Genomic DNA, 14,965 nt, shown 5'->3' on the forward strand with positions numbered 1-14,965 from the left:
ATGGCAGAGGAGCAACCCCAGTCACTCCCGACCGAACTCGACGCGTGGCTCGACGATCGGGCCGCCGAGACCGGCCGGGACCGTGGGGAGCTGCTCGCCCGTGCGGTCGCGACCTACCGCCTCCTCTCGGAAGCCGAGGACGCGACCGACACGGAGCCGCTGGACCAGCAGGTCGAGGAGCTGGCCGACCGGGTCGCGGCGGTCGAGGCGGACGTCGACGATCGGGTCGAGGACGTGCGCGACCGCGTGGTGCAGGTGATGCAGGTCGCGAAGGCGAAGGCCGACGAGGAGCACGACCACCCCGAACTCGAAGCGCGGATCGAGGAGATCGAGGACGCCGGCGCCGACGACGTGGCGGCGCTCCGGCGGTCGCTCGCGGAGCTCGACCGGCAGGTCGAGGGCGGGTTCGACAACTACGAGGCGGTGCTCTCCTCGCTGGTCGACCGCGCCGACGACGCCGAGGAGAAGCTCGATACGCTCGCGAACGCGGTGGTGAGCCTGCGCCGGCGGGTCACCGAACTGGAGGCCGCCGACGCCCGCCGGAGCGCCGTCGAGGAGCTGCAGGCCGAGGCCAACCGCCGGAACGTGGGGGCGGCCGACTGCGGCGCGTGTGAGCGGCAGGTCCACGTCGGCCTGCTGTCGGCGCCGCGGTGTCCACACTGCGACGAGGCGTTCGTCGACGTGGAGCCGGGGCGTCGCTTCTTCGGCTCCGCGACGCTCGTGACCGGCGACCAGCCGGCGCTGACCGGCGAGTCGTTCGACCCCGAGGCGGCCGAGGAGGTGTTCGAGGACGATGAGTGAGGACGACGGCTTCGACGACCCGGAAGATGACGACGAGGAGCTTCCCCTCGCCGGGCTGCGTGAGCGCGTCGACGCCGAGCGGGAGAACGACGGGGAGGCCGACCGGGAGAGTCCCTTCGAGACGGTCGCGGAGGACCAGCCGGCCGACGCTGCGGGGTCGGACGAGCTGTTCGAGGAGGTCGACGTCAGCGACCTCGACGGCGAGGCGGTGTGGGACGCCGTCGTCGAGGGCGACGCCGAGACCGAGGAGCTGCTGGAGGGGGAGTCCCGGATGGAGGCCGACGTGGAGTCGTCGGTCGAATCCACCGGCGTGCCCGACGAGCACGTGATCGACAAGCGGGAGTACTGCCAGCGGTGTGAGTTCTTCGCCGCGCCGCCGGACGCGGTCTGTACCAACGAGGGGACCGTGATCGTCGAGCTGGTCGACAACGGCCACTTCCGGGTCCGGGGCTGCCCGAAGGTCGCCGCCGACGACGAGGCGTTCTCGGGGTTCACCACCGGGGAGGAGTGAACAGCCTTTCCTGCGGCGGTCCCCTTCCTCGGGTATGCAGTTCTGCGACGACTGCGGCTCGATGATGGTCGCGGAGGGCGACCTGATGGTCTGTCAGGAGTGCGACGCCACCCAGCCCCGCGACGAGGAGGCCGAGGCGGCGTTCGTCTCCACCGACGAACAGACCGAGGGCGACCTGATCGAGGCCGACGAGGACGCCGAGTACGAGGGGAAACCCACCGCCTCGGACGTGACCTGCGAGGAGTGCGGCCACAACGAGGCGTGGTACGACATCAAGCAGACCGCCTCCGCCGACGAGCCGCCGACGCGGTTCCTGCGCTGCAAGGAGTGCGACAACACCTGGCGGGAGTACAACTGACGCCGGCACGCTTTTCTTTCGCCCCTTCGACCCCGGCCAGTATGGCCCTCCCCGACCGCTTCGAACCGTGGCACGTCCTCGTCGTCGCCGCCTTCTTCGTCGGTACCGCCGGCTCGCTGTTCGGTAGCGGTACCGACGGGTTCGGCCTCGTGAACGTCCTCACGGCGGTCCTCAGCGGCCTGCTCTGGGCGTTCGCGGTGTACGTCTTCGTCGGCACGTTCCGGAACTACGTCACGAGCTACGCCGACACCGGGGGATCGCTGTGGGACCCGCGTTTCCTCGCCCCGTTCGTCGTCGGCGCGCTCGCGGCGGCCGCACTGTTCGGCTGGCGGCTGACCGAGACGGGGTTCTCGCCGTCGCTGATCGCCGGCGCCCTCTCCGCCGGCTTCTGGGCGTTCGTGCTCGCGATGGTCGTCGTGCTGACCGCGAGCTACGTCGTCACGGGCTACCGCGAGGCGCAGTAGTCGAGCAGGAACCCCCCGATGGTCTCGGCCACTCTCTCGGTCCGCCCGACGAAGAAGTGATCCGCCGACAGCGCCGTCGTCTCCCAGCCCAGCTCCTCGGCCCGCTCGACGACCGGCTCCCAGTCCGCGAGGTCGTCGCGCTCGCCGTAGGCCACCGTCGCGGGCGCCTCGATCCGCTCCATCGCCGGCACCGCGTTGAGGTCGTCGTTCAGCCGCGAGGGCGGCGCGAGCGCGGCGACGGCGGCGAGATCCGGCGTGGCGCCCGCGCTGCCGTCGACTTCGGTCCCGCCGGCCGCCAGCAGCGTCAGGCAGGCGCCGAAGCTGAACCCCGTCAGTCCGATCCGGTCGTAGCGCTCGCTCGCCCACTCGATCGCGGCGTACGTGTCGCCGAGTTCGCCGTACCCCTCGTCCCAGTCGCCGTAGTCGAACCGCAGGCAGTCGACGCCGGCCGCGGTGAGGTGGTCGCTGATCCCGACGAGGCGGCCGTCGCCGCGGTGGCCGCCCTGCTGTGGGTGGGGTGGGCAGGCGACGACGCAGGCGTCAGTTTCGCCAGCTACGGCCGGCCGATCATCGCCGGCCGCACCTTCATCGAGGTTCGCCCGCACGTCCCGCGCGCTCGGGATCACGATCGGCTCGCTGTCGCTCATGGGTCGGGCTGGGGCCGCCGCCGCCAAGCGCCTTCCGCTCGGAACCGCGGCTCCGCGGGAACTTTAAGGCGCTGACGACCGCATACCCGGCCATGGGAATCCTCTCGCGCGCCTCCTACATCGTGCGGTCGAAGGTGAACTCGGTGCTCAACCGCGCCGAAGACCCGAACGAGACGCTCGACTACTCCTACGAGCAGATGCGCGACCAGCTGCAGGAGGTCAAACAGGGTATCGCCGACCTGACGACCCAGAAGAAACGGCTGGAGATCCAGAAGCGCCGGCTGGAGGAGAACGTCGAGAAGCACAACGAACAGGCCCGCGAGGCCGTCCGGCAGGACCGCGACGACCTCGCCCGCGAGGCGTTAGAGAAGAAGAAGTCGAAGATGAACGAGATCGAGGATCTGGAGGCCCAGATCGCCGACCTCCAGGAGTCACAGGACCGCCTCGTCGAGAAGAAGGAGGAGCTCCAGAGCCAGATCGAGGAGTTCCGCACGAAGAAGGAGACGCTGAAGGCGCGCCACGACGCCGCCGAGGCTGAGACGCGCGTCTCCGAGGCGATGACCGGCGCCGGCGACGAGATGGCCGACGTGACCCGCGCCATCGAACGCTCCGAGGAGCGCACCGAGGAGATGGAGGCCCGCGCGGAGGCGATGGACGAACTCGAGGAGTCGGGCGCCTTCGAGAGCGCCCTCTCCGACGAGGACCGCATCGACCGCGAGCTCGAACAGGGGCGGACCGACACCGAGGTCGAGTCCGAGCTCGCGACGCTGAAAGGCGAACTCGGCGAGGACGTGGACTCGAACGGCGCCGATACCGACGCCGACGAGTCGTCGAGCGAGGAGACGGAGAGCGAGCCGGCAGACCCCGAGATCGAGAGCGAACTCGAGGAGCTTCGGGACGAGGAGTGACCCCCCGCGCCGCCTCGCCCTCCCCGAACGACGGTGAACCCCCGTGAGCGACGACGGCACCAGAGGTCGGACCAGCGACTCAATCCGGGAGCGTGCGGACGTGAGCACCGCCAAGCTCTGGCTCTACATGGCCGCGGACCGCCGGCTGGTCGCGCTGGGGGTCGCCGGCGCCCTGTTCCTCGGCGTCGTCGTCGGCGGGGTGCTCCACCCGGAGCCGTTCCCGCTGCTCGCCGAGGGCGACCCCGTCGAGACGCTGTCGCAGGCGCTCGTCGGGTCGACGGTGACCGGCGTGACGCTCGTGCTGACGCTCTCGCAGTTGGTGCTCTCCCAGGAGCAGGGCGCCGTCGGCGACCAGCGCGGTCGGATGGAGGAGGCGATGACGTTCCGCTCGGACGTGGCCGACCTGCTGGAGGACCCCGTCAGCCCGACCGAACCCTCGGCGTTCCTCCGGGCGCTCGTCAACGCCACCGAGCAGCGCGCCGACGAGGTATCGACGGCGGTCGAGGAACTCGAGGACGACGATCTCCGGGAGCGCGTTACCGAGTTCGTCGACGCCATCCGGGAGAACAGCGAGGGGGTCCGTTCGGACCTCCAGGGCGCCCGGTTCGGCGAGTTCGAGGTCATCTCGGCGGCGCTGGACTTCAACTACTCCTGGAAGCTCTACACCGCGAGGCGGCTCCGGGCCGAACACGCCGACAGCCTGAACGACGAGGCGGCCGACCGGCTGGCGGCGCTCTCGGACGTGCTCGAACTGTTCGGGCCCGCCCGCGAGCACTTCAAGACGCTGTACTTCCAGTGGGAGCTGATCGACCTCTCGCGGACCATCCTCTGGACGTCGCTGCCGTCGCTGCTGGTGTCGACGTGGGCGCTGCTGTTCTTCGACGCGGCCCCGGGCGCCGTCGCGGGCGTCCCGATCGCGCTGCTGCAGATCGCGGGCGTCGTCGCCGTCGCGCTGCTCCCGTTCGCGGTGCTGCTCGCGTACATGCTCCGCATCGTCACCGTCACCAAGCGGACGCTCTCGATCGGCCCGTTCATCCTGCGGGAAACCGACCGGGACGCGTCGTTCGAGGAGTGAGCGACTACGCCTCCCGCGCGCCGGTGCCGGGCAGCCCCAGTTCCGCCAGCCGCATCTCCCCCCCGGCGAGGTCGATGCCCTCGTAGGGGTCCGAATCCAGCAGCAGCGAGCCGTCGAGGTCGGCGTAGTCCAGCAGCGGGCCGAGGTGGGCACCGGCAGCGATGCTGGCGTTGCTCTCGATCATGCAGCCGAGCATCACCTCCAGCCCCTCGGCGCGGGCGGCGTGGATCATCCGTTTCGCCTCGAGCAGCCCGCCGCACTTCATCAGCTTGAGGTTCGCGATGTCGCACTTGTCGGCGATCTCTGGAATATCCTCCAGCGTGACGCAGGACTCGTCGGCGGCGATCGGCAGTTCGCTGCGCTCGTAGGCGAACTGCAGGCCCTCGGGGTCCTCGGCGGGCACCGGCTGCTCGATGAACTCCACGCCGTGGTCCGCGAGCCACGCCGAGTTCCGAACCGTCTCGCGCGGCGTCCACGCCTCGTTGGCGTCGACGCGCAGCGTCGCGTCGGGCGCCTCCTCGCGGATCGCCTCGATGATCTCGCGGTCGCGGTCGGTGCCCAGTTTCACCTTGAGCGTCGAGTAGCCCGCCTCGACGGCGTCTTCGGTTTTCTCGCGGATCTTCTCGGTCGTGTCGAGGCCGATGGTGAACGAACTGGTCGGCGTCGACTCGGGGTCCAGCCCCCACATCCGGTAGAGGGGAAGCCCGGTCCGCTTGGCGGCGAGATCGTGCAGCGCGATCGACACCGCACACCGCGCGGCGGGGTTGCGCTCGACGACGTGGCGCATTCGCTCCTCGATCGTCGTCAGCGCGTGAGGGTCGCCGACCTCCTCGACCACGTCGAGCAGGTCCGGCAGCACCGCCTCGACGGTGTTCGCGGTCTCGCCGTAGTGCGCCGAGGGCGCGGCGCCGCCGATTCCGGTCATCCCGCCCTCGTCGGTGATCTTGACGATCACGTTCTCCGCGGCCTCGGTCGTCCCTCGGGAGATGGTAAAGGCGTCCGCCAGCGGCAGCGAGACGCGTTCGAACTCCGTGTCGAGGCTCATTCCCCGACCACCTCGTCGACGATCTCCGCGGCGTCGAAGCGCACGGGATCGGTCGCGACGCCGCCGATCTGGTCGGCGAACGCCTCGACAGCCTCGCGGGCCGCCTCGTCGCCGTCGATCTCCTTCGTGTTGAGCGCGCCGGCGACGACCTCGGTCTCGTGGACCGGCGCCGCGAGCGACTCGTAGAGGTCGACGTACTCCGCGATCGGCGGCAGGTCGGTGTCCTCGTAGCCGTGGACGACCTCGCGGCCGGCCTCGTGACAGAGCACCAGCTTGTCCGCCATCGAGCCGTGGAGGATGCCGCAGGTCACCGCGGAGTAGGCCGGGTGGACGATGCTCCCCTGCCCCTCGACGAACAGCACGTCGTGCTCGTCGCCCCGTTCGAGCAGCATCTCCTCGACTGCGCCGGCGGTGAAGTCGGAGACGACGCGGTCGACGGGGTTGCCCCAGCCGGCGATCATGATCCCCGTCTGGCCCGTGGGGACGAAGCCGGCGTCGATGCCGGCGTCCCGGGCCGCCTCGACCAGTTCGCAGGTGGCGGTCATCTTCCCGACCGAGCAGTCGGTGCCGACCGTGAGGACGACCTCGGCGTCGATCTCGTCGGATTTCCCCTCGGCGACGCCGATCCCCGGGTGAGGCTCGCGCACGTCGTGGATATCCGCGCCGTGTTCGGCCGCGAGCGTCGCGAACTCCTCGTCCTCGTTGAGGAAGTAGTGGAGGCCGGCGACCACGTCGACGCCGGCTTCGAGTGCCGCGCGTACGTCCGGCCGCCACGACTCGTCGAAGCCGCCGCCGATCGGGGCGATCCCGATCAGCAGCGCGTCCACGTCCTCGTCGATCTCGGTGAAGGAGCCGACGATCGGCGCGTCCGGGACGGTGTCGGTGTGGTCGCGGACGCGGCTGCCGGCGGTGTCACGGTCGATCACGGCGACGGTCTCGTCGTCGCTGTAGCGCATCACCCCGAGGGCGGTCTTCGCGCGGTCGGGGAACTTCTCGTGGGCGAGGATCGCGAGCCGTCTCTGTTCGGACATGGTGGAGGGATCGGGGAGCGGGGGTATAAATCGGTGGTCCGCGGTAGCACTCGCTTCGGTCGGCCGCGACGGTGCAGTCCGGGAATCCGACTGAACGGTCAGAGCCCCCGCACGCGGACGCTCCAGAAGTCGCGGAACGCCGTCTCGAGCGCTTCTTCGGGGTCGCCGGTCGCGTCGACGCGGGCGGTCGTGTCAGCGAGCTCGCGCAGTTCGCCGAGCACGCTGCGCTCGCCGACGATCACGACGCGATCGGCGTCGGTCGCGTGCTCCTCGACGGTCGCGGCGGCCTTCTCGAGGTGCTCGTCGATCTGGGCGTCGCGGCGGCGCTCGAAGCGCCCTTGCGAGAAGCCGCCCTTCGAGTGTTCGTTCATCACGTCGCTCTCGAACCCCGCGAACTCAACGCGCTCGCCGTCCTCGTACACCCCGAGGGCGAACCGGTCCGAGCGCACGAGCGCGAAGCAGAGCCGACCCGTCGGACCGACCCACTCGGGATCGACCCGGAAGCCGTCGTCCCACTCGACGAACGGGTCGGGTTCGACCGGGAGCGAGAGCGCGGTCGCGACGAGGCCGGCGTCGTCGGCACAGACCAGACAGGGTGCCGCCCGCGAGACGAGTCCGGCGCGGTCGCCCAGCGTCTCTCGGACCGCCTCGGGCACCGATTCGTCGTCGGCGACGAACGCGGTCAGCGCGCCCTCGCGGCCGGCGTCGACGCTGCGCAGCCGGTCGGCGACGGCCTCGACCCGGCCGCCGCTGGCGGTTTCCTCGTGGCGGAACGTCAAGTCCGGCTCGCCGTCGCCCTCGGCGCGGTCGAGCCGGTCTTCGAGCTCGGTGATCCGGTCTTCGAGCCTGTTGATCTCGTGTTCGGCGTCCTGACGGGCGCTGACGGCCTCGGCGCGGCTCTCCTTGGCCGACTCGGCCCGTGCCCGGAGGCTCTCACACTCCTCCTCGAGCTCCTCGATGCGCTCCTTCAGGCGGCGCCGGCCCAGCAGGCGGTCGAGCATACCGAACCCGCGGGCTGGGAGGGGTTTGTAGCTTCGGGGCTCAGTTCTCCTCGTCGTCGAGGTGGAGCAGCTGCATCGACTCCCGGATGTGGTAGCGTACCTCCGGGCACTCGGCGGCGTCGAGCGCCTCCTGAAGCTGTTCAGCCACGACAGTGTTGGCGCGTTGTCGGGTAGCCATGACTGGACTACCGTGTTTCTGCCTTAAAGTAATGGGCCGCTTTCGGTCCCTCGACGGCGTCGAAGGGTGGCCTCGCCGGGGCGGTACGTCGCCCTGATCGAACCGCTTCCGTCGGCGGATTACGCGGCGTCCGCCGGCTCCCAGCCGCCGTACTTGAGCAGCTGCCCCGCGCGCTCGGGGCGGGCCAGCAGCACCTCGCGGCGCGCCGGCAGGTCGTCGTCGGCCAGCGACTCGGGCACCGTCAGCGTCCCCGTCGGGACGCCCTCGGCTCCCCGTACCGGGAAGTGGGTCCCGTCGAGCTTCATCACGAGCGGGGAGTCGAGCCGCTCGATCCCCTCGCTGTCGCCGTAGAGCTGTCGGTTGACCGCCTCGTGGTCCTCGACGTTGAGGGCGGCCCGTTCTTCGCCCGGCTGGACGTACAACACGCCCAGGTAGTAGCCGCTGGAGAACTGCTCGAACATGCTGTGCATGTGAACAACTACCACGAGTAGGGATAAGCCTTGCCGGCAACGCTTATGTGGAGCGCAAACACGCCGCTCGTGAGGTTCGGGAAAAGAAAAATCGATAGAACGGCGGTTGCAGGTCCGTCACTCGTCGATATCGACGGATTCGAGCTTCGCCTCGACCTGCGGCTCGTCGTTGCGGTCGGTCGGGACGTTGCCGAGTTCGCGCACCACGTCCATCCCGTCGATCACGCGGCCGAAGACGGCGTGCTTGCCGTCGAGGTGGGGCTGGGCGTCCAGCGTGATGAAGAACTGCGAGCCGTTGGTGTTCGGGCCGGAGTTGGCCATCGAGAGGATCCCGGGGCCGTCGTGGGTGAGCTCCTCGTGGAACTCGTCCTCGAACTCGTAGCCGGGGCCGCCGCGGCCGGTCTCGGTCGGGTCGCCGCCCTGGATCATGAACCCGGAGATGATGCGGTGGAACGCCACGTCGTCGTACAGCGGGTCGACGCGCTTCTCGCCGTCGTCCTCCCACGCCTCGCCCTCGGGGCCGACCTCGGCGTCCTCGTAGTCCTCGGCGTGGGTCGCGAGGCTGATGAAGTTGTGTACGGTCGTCGGCGCGCGCTGCTCGAACAGTTCGACGACGATGTCGCCGTGGCTGGTGTGGATCGTCGCGACGGGGTTCTCGGGGTTCTCCATCTCGTCTTCGTAGCTCATGTCCGTGAATCCGGCCGGGCGACGGTTAACGTTGCTGACTCCCGGCGCGTACTTGCCGCCGATAGCCGCATTTACGTTCGCGGACCGCGTCGCTCCGGGAACCATGAACGTCGCTGCCGTCGTCGCGGCTCTCGCGGTCGGAATCATCACCGGCGCGCTGTTCACGTTCCTCCGACTGCCGATCCCCGCACCGCCGGCGCTCCCGGGCGTCGTCGCCATCGTGGGGATCTACGTGGGCTACTACGTGATGGCGCACCTCGGCTGGGGGTTCGACCTGCTGGAGGCGCTGGGGCTCTGACCGGCGCTGTAGGCGATAGTCAGCCTCTTAATCCTCCACACCCTCCCACGCAGGGGATGCTACTCACCGGAACGGTCGTCGTCGACGCCGAGACGACCATCGAGGACGGCGCCGTCGTCACGGCGGGCGACCGAATCGAGGCCGTCGGCCCCGCCGCCGACCTCCGCGAGCGGTTCCCGGCCCACGAGCACCGCGCGTTCGACATCGTCGCCCCGGGGCTTGTCGGCGCGCACGTCCACTCCGTCCAGTCGCTCGGCCGCGGCGTCGCCGACGACGCCGAACTGCTCGACTGGCTGTTCGACCACGTGCTGCCGATGGAGGCCGGCCTCGACGCCGAGGGGATGCGGCTCGCGGCCGACCTCGGCTATTTGGAGTGTTTGGCCTCGGGCACGACGACCGTGATCGACCACCTCTCGGTCCACCACGCCGCCGAGGCGTTCGAGGCTGCCCGCGACCGCGGGATCCGCGTCCGGATGGGGAAGGTGCTGATGGACAAGGAGTCGCCCGACGGCCTCCAACAGTCCACCGAGCAGGCCCTCCGGGACAGCGAGGCGCTGATCCGGCAGTACCACGATACCGAGAACGGTCGGATTCAGTACGCCGTCACTCCCAGATTCGCCGTCTCCTGCACGGAGGAGTGCCTGCGCGGCGCCCGCGAACTCGCCGACCGCTACGACGGCGTCCGGATCCACACCCACGCCAGCGAGAACGAGGACGAGATCGCCGCCGTCGAGACCGAAACCGGGATGCGGAACGTCCACTGGCTCGACGAAGTGGGATTGACCGGCGAGGACGTGGTGCTGGCCCACTGCGTCCACACCGACGAGGCCGAACGCGAGGTGCTGGCGGACACGGACACCAACGTCACTCACTGCCCGTCCTCGAACATGAAGCTCGCCTCCGGGATCGCGCCGGTCGAGGACTACCTGCACCGCGGGGTCACCGTCGCCCTCGGAAACGACGGCCCGCCCTGCAACAACACGCTCGACGCGTTCACCGAGATGCGGCAGGCCAGCCTGCTCGCGAAGGTCGACGACAACGACCCGACCGCCGTCGCCGCCGGGACCGCCTTCGAGATGGCGACCGAGAACGGCGCCGAGGCCGCTGGCTTCGAGCAGGTGGGCGCGCTCCGGGAGGGGTGGAAAGCCGACGTCGTGGGGTTGACGACCGACAGCGAGCGCGCGACGCCGGTCCACGACCCCGTCTCCCACCTCGTGTTCGCGGCCCACGGCGACGACGTGGCGTTCACGATGGTCGACGGCCGAGTGCGCTACGAGGACGGCGAACACGTCGGCGTCGACGCCGCCGCGATCCGCGAGCGCGCACAGGCGTACGCCGAGGAGCTGTTCGCCGAGATCTGACGGTCGGCGTCCGGGGTCGCAAGCGGTAACTAACTGCGCGGCGAGAGAACGACCATGCGCTTCAGACGGGACGAGGGGCCGTTCACGCGCCTGTTCCGGTGGGTGGTGCTGACGGGGAACCGCCAGCACGTCACGGCCGTCGTCCTGCTGGTCGGTTACGTGCTCGCGGCGCCCGTGGGCCACGCGCTGCTGCCTCACGGCCACCACCTCGGCGGGCGGGACGCGACCGTCCCGCTGCTGAACACGATGCTGTCGGGCACGTTCCTGATCTTCTCGATCGTCGTCTCGATCAACTCCCTGTTCGTCTCCGGCGAGCAGAACCCCCTCGACCAGCAGTTCGGCCGGGTCCAGAGCGTCGTCGAGTTCCGCCGCCAGCTCGAGGGCGTGGTCGACGAGGAGCACGTCCCCGCGTCGCCCGGACCGCTCGTACGGACGCTCTCGGGGGAGATCCTCGAACGCGCCCAGCGGCTCGAAGACGACATCGCGACCGCCGACATCGACGCCCGCGAGAACGTCTCGGCGTACGTCGACGACCTCGCCGCGGAGACCGGCCGGATGAACGAGGGGATCGACGGCGCCTCCTCGCCGCTGGACGTGACGGTCGCGATGATGAACTACAACCACGACCGGCAGATCAACGATCTCCGGCGGATCCGCGCCGAGCACGCCGACGCGCTCTCGCCGTCGGCCGAGGAGGCGATCGACGAACTGCTCCGGCTGCTCCAGTACTTCGCGGCGGCGCGACAGTACTTCAAGACGCTGTACACCAAATCCGAGTTCGCCAGCCTCTCGCGGTGGCTCGTGTTGGCCTCCGTTCCCGCGGTCGCGCTGACCGCGACGTTCCTCCACTACCTCGCGTGGGTGCCCGAGAGCCACCTGCTCGTCGCCGCGATCGAGGCAATCTCCTTCGCCCCGTTCCTGCTCGTCGCGAGCTACGTCCTCCGGGTGACGACCGTCTCCCGGCAGACCTCGGCGGCGGGGCAGTTCGCGGCCACCGACGGGAGCCGGGGCGCCATCGACGGGATCGAGGGGGACTGATCCCGGAACCGCCAGCGGAATCGACGGGGATCGGTCTCGGAGCGCTGACGGGATCGGTCGGGAGTCACCACCGACCCCGGGGTCCCTCCGAAATCGTTTTGCCGGGGGGACGGGGATGGTCGGTATGCCGACGGACCAGCAGCGCTACGACCCCGACCTCGGACGGAAGTTCGTGTTCGTCACCGGCGGGGTGATGTCCGGCCTCGGCAAGGGCATCACCGCCGCGAGCACCGGGCGCCTCCTCTCGAACGCCGGCTTCGACGTGACCGCCGTCAAGATCGACCCCTACCTCAACGTCGACGCCGGGACGATGAACCCCTACCAGCACGGCGAGGTGTACGTCCTCAAGGACGGCGGCGAGGTGGACCTGGACCTCGGGAACTACGAGCGGTTCCTCGGGGTCGACATGACCTCCGACCACAACGTCACCACCGGGAAAGTCTATCAGAACGTCATCGAGAGCGAGCGCGCCGGCGACTACCTCGGCGAGACGGTGCAGGTCATCCCCCACATCACCGACGACATCAAGCGCCGCATCCGCGAGGCCGCGGAGGGCAGCGACGTCTGTCTGGTGGAGATCGGCGGCACCGTCGGCGACATCGAGGGGATGCCGTACCTCGAGGCGCTGCGGCAGTTCGCCCACGAGGAGGACGAGGAGGACATCCTCTTCACCCACGTCACGCTGGTCCCCTACTCGAAGAACGGCGAGCAGAAGACCAAACCCACCCAGCACTCCGTGAAGGAGCTGCGGTCGATCGGGCTTCAGCCCGACGTCCTGGTCGGGCGCTGCGAGGACGAACTCGACCCGAAGACGAAGGAGAAGATCGCGCTGTTCTGTGACGTGCCCACCGACGCGGTGTTCTCCAACCCCGACGTGGAGGACGTCTACCACGTCCCGCTGATGGTCGAGCGCGAGGGGCTCGACGAGTACGTGATGCAGGAGCTGGATCTGACCGACGAGGCGCTGCCCGAAGAGGAACGGTCCACTGAATGGCGCGACCTCGTCACCCGCGACCGAACGGAGACCGTCGAGGTCGCGCTGGTCGGGAAGTACGATCTGGAGGACGCGTACATGTCGGTCCACGAGGCGCTGAAACACGCCGGCATCCAGCGCGGCGTCGAGGTCGACGTGCAGTGGGTCGACGCCGACGAGATGGACGACTGCCACGCCGAACGCCTCGAGAACGCCGACGGCGTCGTCGTCCCCGGCGGCTTCGGCTCCCGGGGCAGCGAGGGGAAGATCGAGGCGGTGCGCTACGCCCGCGAGAACGACGTCCCCTTCCTCGGGCTCTGTCTCGGCTTCCAGATGGCCGTCATCGAGCACGCACGCAACGTCGTCGGCCTCGAGGGCGCCGACAGCACCGAGATCGAACCCGACACGCCCCACCCCGTGATCGACCTGCTGCCCGAGCAGTACGAGACCGAGGAGATGGGCGGGACGATGCGGCTTGGAACCCACGAGACAGAGATCGACGAGGGTACCCTCGCCGCGGCGGTGTACGGCGACACCTCCTGTACGGAACGCCACCGTCACCGCTACGAGGTGAATCCGGAGTACATCCCACAGCTCGAAGCCGACGGGCTAACGTTCTCGGGGTACGCCGACAACCGTATGGAGATCGTCGAACGCGCCGACCACCCGTACTTCATCGGCACACAGTTCCACCCCGAGTTCCGCTCCCGCCCCGACCGCGCGAGCCCGCCCTTCGTCGGCCTGCTCGACGCGATCCTCGACGAACAGGGCGACGAAACCGCCGAAACGGAGGTGAGCGCCTGATGGTCGACCCCGAGTCGTTCATCGACGAGAAGGTCGAGGAGATCCGCGAGGAGGTCGGCGACGGGAAGGCCGTCATCGCCCTGTCGGGCGGCGTCGACTCCTCCGTCGCGGCCGCGCTGGCGTACGAGGCCATCGGCGACCGGCTGGTGCCGGTCTACGTCGACACGGGGCTGATGCGGAAAGGCGAGACCGAGAGCATCCGCGAGACGTTCTCCTACATGCACTCGCTGACGGTCGTCGACGCCGAGGAGCGGTTCCTCTCCGAACTCGCGGGCGTCACCGACCCCGAGGAGAAGCGCCACGTCATCGGCGAGCAGTTCATCCGGGAGTTCGAGCGCGAGGCCCGCGAGGCCGACGCCGACTACCTCGTGCAGGGGACGATCTACCCCGACCGCATCGAGAGCGAGGGGAACATCAAGTCCCACCACAACGTCGGCGGGCTGCCCGAGGCCGTCGACTTCGAGGGGATCGTCGAGCCGGTTCGCGACCTCTACAAGGACGAGGTCCGGGAGGTCGCCCGCGAACTCGGCCTCGAGGCGGTGATCTCCGAGCGGATGCCGTTCCCCGGCCCGGGGCTGGCGGTCCGCATCGTCGGCGAAGTCACCAAGGAGAAGGTGGAGGTCGCCCGCGACGCCTGTCACGTCGTCGAGGAGGAGACGAAGGAGCACGACCCGTGGCAGGCCTTTGGCGCCGTGCTCGGGAAGGCGACGGGCGTGAAAGGCGACAACCGCGTCCACGGTTGGGTCGTCGCCGTCCGCTCCGTCGAGAGCCGGGACGGGATGACCGCCCGGGCACAGGAACTCGACTGGGACACGCTCCAGCGGATCCAGAGCCGGATCACCGGGATGAACGACAACGTCTCGCGAGTGGTGTACGACGTGACCCACAAACCGCCCGCGACCATCGAGTACGAATGAAGGCGATCGTCGCCGGCGCCGACGCCGAGGGGATCAGCGAGGAACTGGAAGCGCTGGGCGTGACCGTCGCGCGGGTCGACAGCCCCGTGTTCGCCGACGCGCTCGAGGACGCGGGGATCGCGGACGCCGAACTGTTCGTGCTCACCGACCTCTCCGAGGGGATCTCGATCACGCTCGCGAAGGAGATCAACCCCGACGTGCGGACGGTCTGCTTCGGCAGCGGCGAGCTGCCGGAGTCGGTCGCCGGCACCGTCGATCTCGTGGTCGACCCGTCGCTGCTGGGGGCCGAGGCGGTCGCGGAGGAGCTGGTCGACGAACTCGCGTAGCACTTCTCGTAGCGCTCCGCGCCCCTTCGGCGGCCGCGCGCCCCGGCCGCCCACGACCGTGTTCCAAGCGAA

General features: G+C 69.5%; 19 protein-coding genes. 12 read left to right on the forward strand and 7 right to left on the reverse strand.

Translation table 11 applies throughout. From position 1 onward, the window contains the following. Genes ACYQZ5_RS01615 through ACYQZ5_RS01630 form a run of 4 tightly spaced genes read left to right on the forward strand, consistent with a single transcriptional unit; the run spans position 1 to position 2,134 of the window. Positions 1-801: a CopG family transcriptional regulator gene (locus tag ACYQZ5_RS01615; protein WP_459844907.1), complete on the forward strand. Its 801-nt coding sequence runs from the start codon at positions 1-3 to the stop codon at positions 799-801. After that, a complete protein-coding gene (locus tag ACYQZ5_RS01620; protein ID WP_379732650.1) occupies positions 794-1,312 on the forward strand; it encodes a DUF8135 domain-containing protein in 519 nt (172 codons plus the stop codon). The genes ACYQZ5_RS01615 and ACYQZ5_RS01620 overlap by 8 nt, the downstream gene beginning before the upstream one ends. Before the next feature lie 34 nt (positions 1,313-1,346). Next, the gene (locus tag ACYQZ5_RS01625) at positions 1,347-1,670 is read left to right on the forward strand and encodes a transcription factor S (protein ID WP_379732651.1); all 324 of its coding nucleotides are present in this window, start codon (positions 1,347-1,349) and stop codon (positions 1,668-1,670) included. A gap of 41 nt (positions 1,671-1,711) precedes the next feature. Next, on the forward strand, positions 1,712-2,134 hold the full coding sequence (locus tag ACYQZ5_RS01630) for a hypothetical protein (protein WP_379732652.1): 423 nt from the start codon (positions 1,712-1,714) through the stop codon (positions 2,132-2,134). Here ACYQZ5_RS01630 and ACYQZ5_RS01635 read toward each other — a convergent pair. Next, positions 2,116-2,781 (reverse strand): dienelactone hydrolase family protein, encoded by a 666-nt coding sequence (locus ACYQZ5_RS01635; RefSeq protein WP_379817924.1) that lies wholly within the window; start codon positions 2,779-2,781, stop codon positions 2,116-2,118. The genes ACYQZ5_RS01630 and ACYQZ5_RS01635 overlap by 19 nt on opposite strands. Positions 2,782-2,873: 92 nt before the next feature. On the opposite strand from ACYQZ5_RS01635, the gene ACYQZ5_RS01640 reads away from it, so the two are divergent. Both ACYQZ5_RS01640 and ACYQZ5_RS01645 read left to right on the forward strand, forming a co-directional pair. Beyond that, positions 2,874-3,689: a PspA/IM30 family protein gene (locus tag ACYQZ5_RS01640; protein ID WP_379731738.1), complete on the forward strand. Its 816-nt coding sequence runs from the start codon at positions 2,874-2,876 to the stop codon at positions 3,687-3,689. Positions 3,690-3,732: 43 nt separating this feature from the next. After that, positions 3,733-4,764 (forward strand): DUF7972 family membrane protein, encoded by a 1,032-nt coding sequence (locus ACYQZ5_RS01645; RefSeq protein WP_379731739.1) that lies wholly within the window; start codon positions 3,733-3,735, stop codon positions 4,762-4,764. 4 nt (positions 4,765-4,768) lie between these two features. Here the strand turns inward: ACYQZ5_RS01645 and ACYQZ5_RS01650 are convergent, their stop codons facing one another. From ACYQZ5_RS01650 to ACYQZ5_RS01675, 6 genes are all read right to left on the reverse strand, one after another. Continuing rightward, positions 4,769-5,809: a dipeptide epimerase gene (locus ACYQZ5_RS01650; RefSeq protein ID WP_379731740.1), complete on the reverse strand. Its 1,041-nt coding sequence runs from the start codon at positions 5,807-5,809 to the stop codon at positions 4,769-4,771. After that, positions 5,806-6,840 (reverse strand): N-acetyltransferase DgcN family protein, encoded by a 1,035-nt coding sequence (locus ACYQZ5_RS01655; protein ID WP_379731741.1) that lies wholly within the window; start codon positions 6,838-6,840, stop codon positions 5,806-5,808. Before ACYQZ5_RS01655 ends, ACYQZ5_RS01650 begins: the two co-directional genes overlap by 4 nt. 98 nt (positions 6,841-6,938) lie before the next feature. Next, positions 6,939-7,841 carry a Vms1/Ankzf1 family peptidyl-tRNA hydrolase gene (locus ACYQZ5_RS01660; protein ID WP_459844913.1) on the reverse strand — a complete coding sequence of 301 codons (903 nt, stop codon included), beginning with the start codon at positions 7,839-7,841 and terminating at the stop codon, positions 6,939-6,941. A 40-nt stretch (positions 7,842-7,881) separates the two neighbouring features. After that, positions 7,882-8,019 (reverse strand): hypothetical protein, encoded by a 138-nt coding sequence (locus ACYQZ5_RS01665; protein WP_379733306.1) that lies wholly within the window; start codon positions 8,017-8,019, stop codon positions 7,882-7,884. Between the two features lie 119 nt (positions 8,020-8,138). Further along, positions 8,139-8,480: a DUF5802 family protein gene (locus ACYQZ5_RS01670; RefSeq protein ID WP_379817926.1), complete on the reverse strand. Its 342-nt coding sequence runs from the start codon at positions 8,478-8,480 to the stop codon at positions 8,139-8,141. Between the two features lie 126 nt (positions 8,481-8,606). Then, on the reverse strand, positions 8,607-9,176 hold the full coding sequence (locus ACYQZ5_RS01675; protein WP_379731183.1) for a peptidylprolyl isomerase: 570 nt from the start codon (positions 9,174-9,176) through the stop codon (positions 8,607-8,609). Between the two features lie 103 nt (positions 9,177-9,279). Here ACYQZ5_RS01675 and ACYQZ5_RS01680 point away from each other — a divergent pair, with 103 nt between their 5' ends. From ACYQZ5_RS01680 to ACYQZ5_RS01705, 6 genes are all read left to right on the forward strand, one after another. Next, positions 9,280-9,474, forward strand: a complete 195-nt coding sequence (locus ACYQZ5_RS01680) for a XapX domain-containing protein (protein ID WP_379731184.1) — start codon at positions 9,280-9,282, stop codon at positions 9,472-9,474. 56 nt (positions 9,475-9,530) lie between these two features. Beyond that, on the forward strand, positions 9,531-10,835 hold the full coding sequence (locus ACYQZ5_RS01685) for a 5'-deoxyadenosine deaminase (RefSeq protein WP_379731185.1): 1,305 nt from the start codon (positions 9,531-9,533) through the stop codon (positions 10,833-10,835). 54 nt (positions 10,836-10,889) lie between these two features. Further along, positions 10,890-11,873 (forward strand): DUF7972 family membrane protein, encoded by a 984-nt coding sequence (locus ACYQZ5_RS01690; RefSeq protein ID WP_379731186.1) that lies wholly within the window; start codon positions 10,890-10,892, stop codon positions 11,871-11,873. A gap of 124 nt (positions 11,874-11,997) precedes the next feature. Beyond that, positions 11,998-13,650 (forward strand): CTP synthase, encoded by a 1,653-nt coding sequence (gene pyrG, locus ACYQZ5_RS01695; RefSeq protein WP_379731187.1) that lies wholly within the window; start codon positions 11,998-12,000, stop codon positions 13,648-13,650. Continuing rightward, complete coding sequence (guaA, locus tag ACYQZ5_RS01700) at positions 13,650-14,567, forward strand: glutamine-hydrolyzing GMP synthase (protein WP_379731188.1); 918 nt, start codon at positions 13,650-13,652, stop codon at positions 14,565-14,567. Before pyrG ends, guaA begins: the two co-directional genes overlap by 1 nt. Beyond that, a complete protein-coding gene (locus ACYQZ5_RS01705; RefSeq protein WP_379731189.1) occupies positions 14,564-14,893 on the forward strand; it encodes a DUF7126 family protein in 330 nt (109 codons plus the stop codon). Before guaA ends, ACYQZ5_RS01705 begins: the two co-directional genes overlap by 4 nt. The last annotated feature ends 72 nt before the right edge of the window (positions 14,894-14,965 follow it).

The sequence above is a fragment of the Halolamina salina genome (assembly GCF_054653455.1).

Coding starts and splice junctions, on each gene's coding strand:
- ACYQZ5_RS01615 (WP_459844907.1), top strand. CDS start 1: ATGGCAGAGGAGCAACCCCAGTCACTCCCGACCGAACTCGACGCGTGG.
- ACYQZ5_RS01620 (WP_379732650.1), top strand. CDS start 794: ATGAGTGAGGACGACGGCTTCGACGACCCGGAAGATGACGACGAGGAG.
- ACYQZ5_RS01625 (WP_379732651.1), top strand. CDS start 1,347: ATGCAGTTCTGCGACGACTGCGGCTCGATGATGGTCGCGGAGGGCGAC.
- ACYQZ5_RS01630 (WP_379732652.1), top strand. CDS start 1,712: ATGGCCCTCCCCGACCGCTTCGAACCGTGGCACGTCCTCGTCGTCGCC.
- ACYQZ5_RS01635 (WP_379817924.1), bottom strand. CDS start 2,781: ATGAGCGACAGCGAGCCGATCGTGATCCCGAGCGCGCGGGACGTGCGG.
- ACYQZ5_RS01640 (WP_379731738.1), top strand. CDS start 2,874: ATGGGAATCCTCTCGCGCGCCTCCTACATCGTGCGGTCGAAGGTGAAC.
- ACYQZ5_RS01650 (WP_379731740.1), bottom strand. CDS start 5,809: ATGAGCCTCGACACGGAGTTCGAACGCGTCTCGCTGCCGCTGGCGGAC.
- ACYQZ5_RS01655 (WP_379731741.1), bottom strand. CDS start 6,840: ATGTCCGAACAGAGACGGCTCGCGATCCTCGCCCACGAGAAGTTCCCC.
- ACYQZ5_RS01660 (WP_459844913.1), bottom strand. CDS start 7,841: ATGCTCGACCGCCTGCTGGGCCGGCGCCGCCTGAAGGAGCGCATCGAG.
- ACYQZ5_RS01665 (WP_379733306.1), bottom strand. CDS start 8,019: ATGGCTACCCGACAACGCGCCAACACTGTCGTGGCTGAACAGCTTCAG.
- ACYQZ5_RS01670 (WP_379817926.1), bottom strand. CDS start 8,480: ATGTTCGAGCAGTTCTCCAGCGGCTACTACCTGGGCGTGTTGTACGTC.
- ACYQZ5_RS01675 (WP_379731183.1), bottom strand. CDS start 9,176: ATGAGCTACGAAGACGAGATGGAGAACCCCGAGAACCCCGTCGCGACG.
- ACYQZ5_RS01680 (WP_379731184.1), top strand. CDS start 9,280: ATGAACGTCGCTGCCGTCGTCGCGGCTCTCGCGGTCGGAATCATCACC.
- ACYQZ5_RS01685 (WP_379731185.1), top strand. CDS start 9,531: ATGCTACTCACCGGAACGGTCGTCGTCGACGCCGAGACGACCATCGAG.
- ACYQZ5_RS01690 (WP_379731186.1), top strand. CDS start 10,890: ATGCGCTTCAGACGGGACGAGGGGCCGTTCACGCGCCTGTTCCGGTGG.
- pyrG (WP_379731187.1), top strand. CDS start 11,998: ATGCCGACGGACCAGCAGCGCTACGACCCCGACCTCGGACGGAAGTTC.
- guaA (WP_379731188.1), top strand. CDS start 13,650: ATGGTCGACCCCGAGTCGTTCATCGACGAGAAGGTCGAGGAGATCCGC.
- ACYQZ5_RS01705 (WP_379731189.1), top strand. CDS start 14,564: ATGAAGGCGATCGTCGCCGGCGCCGACGCCGAGGGGATCAGCGAGGAA.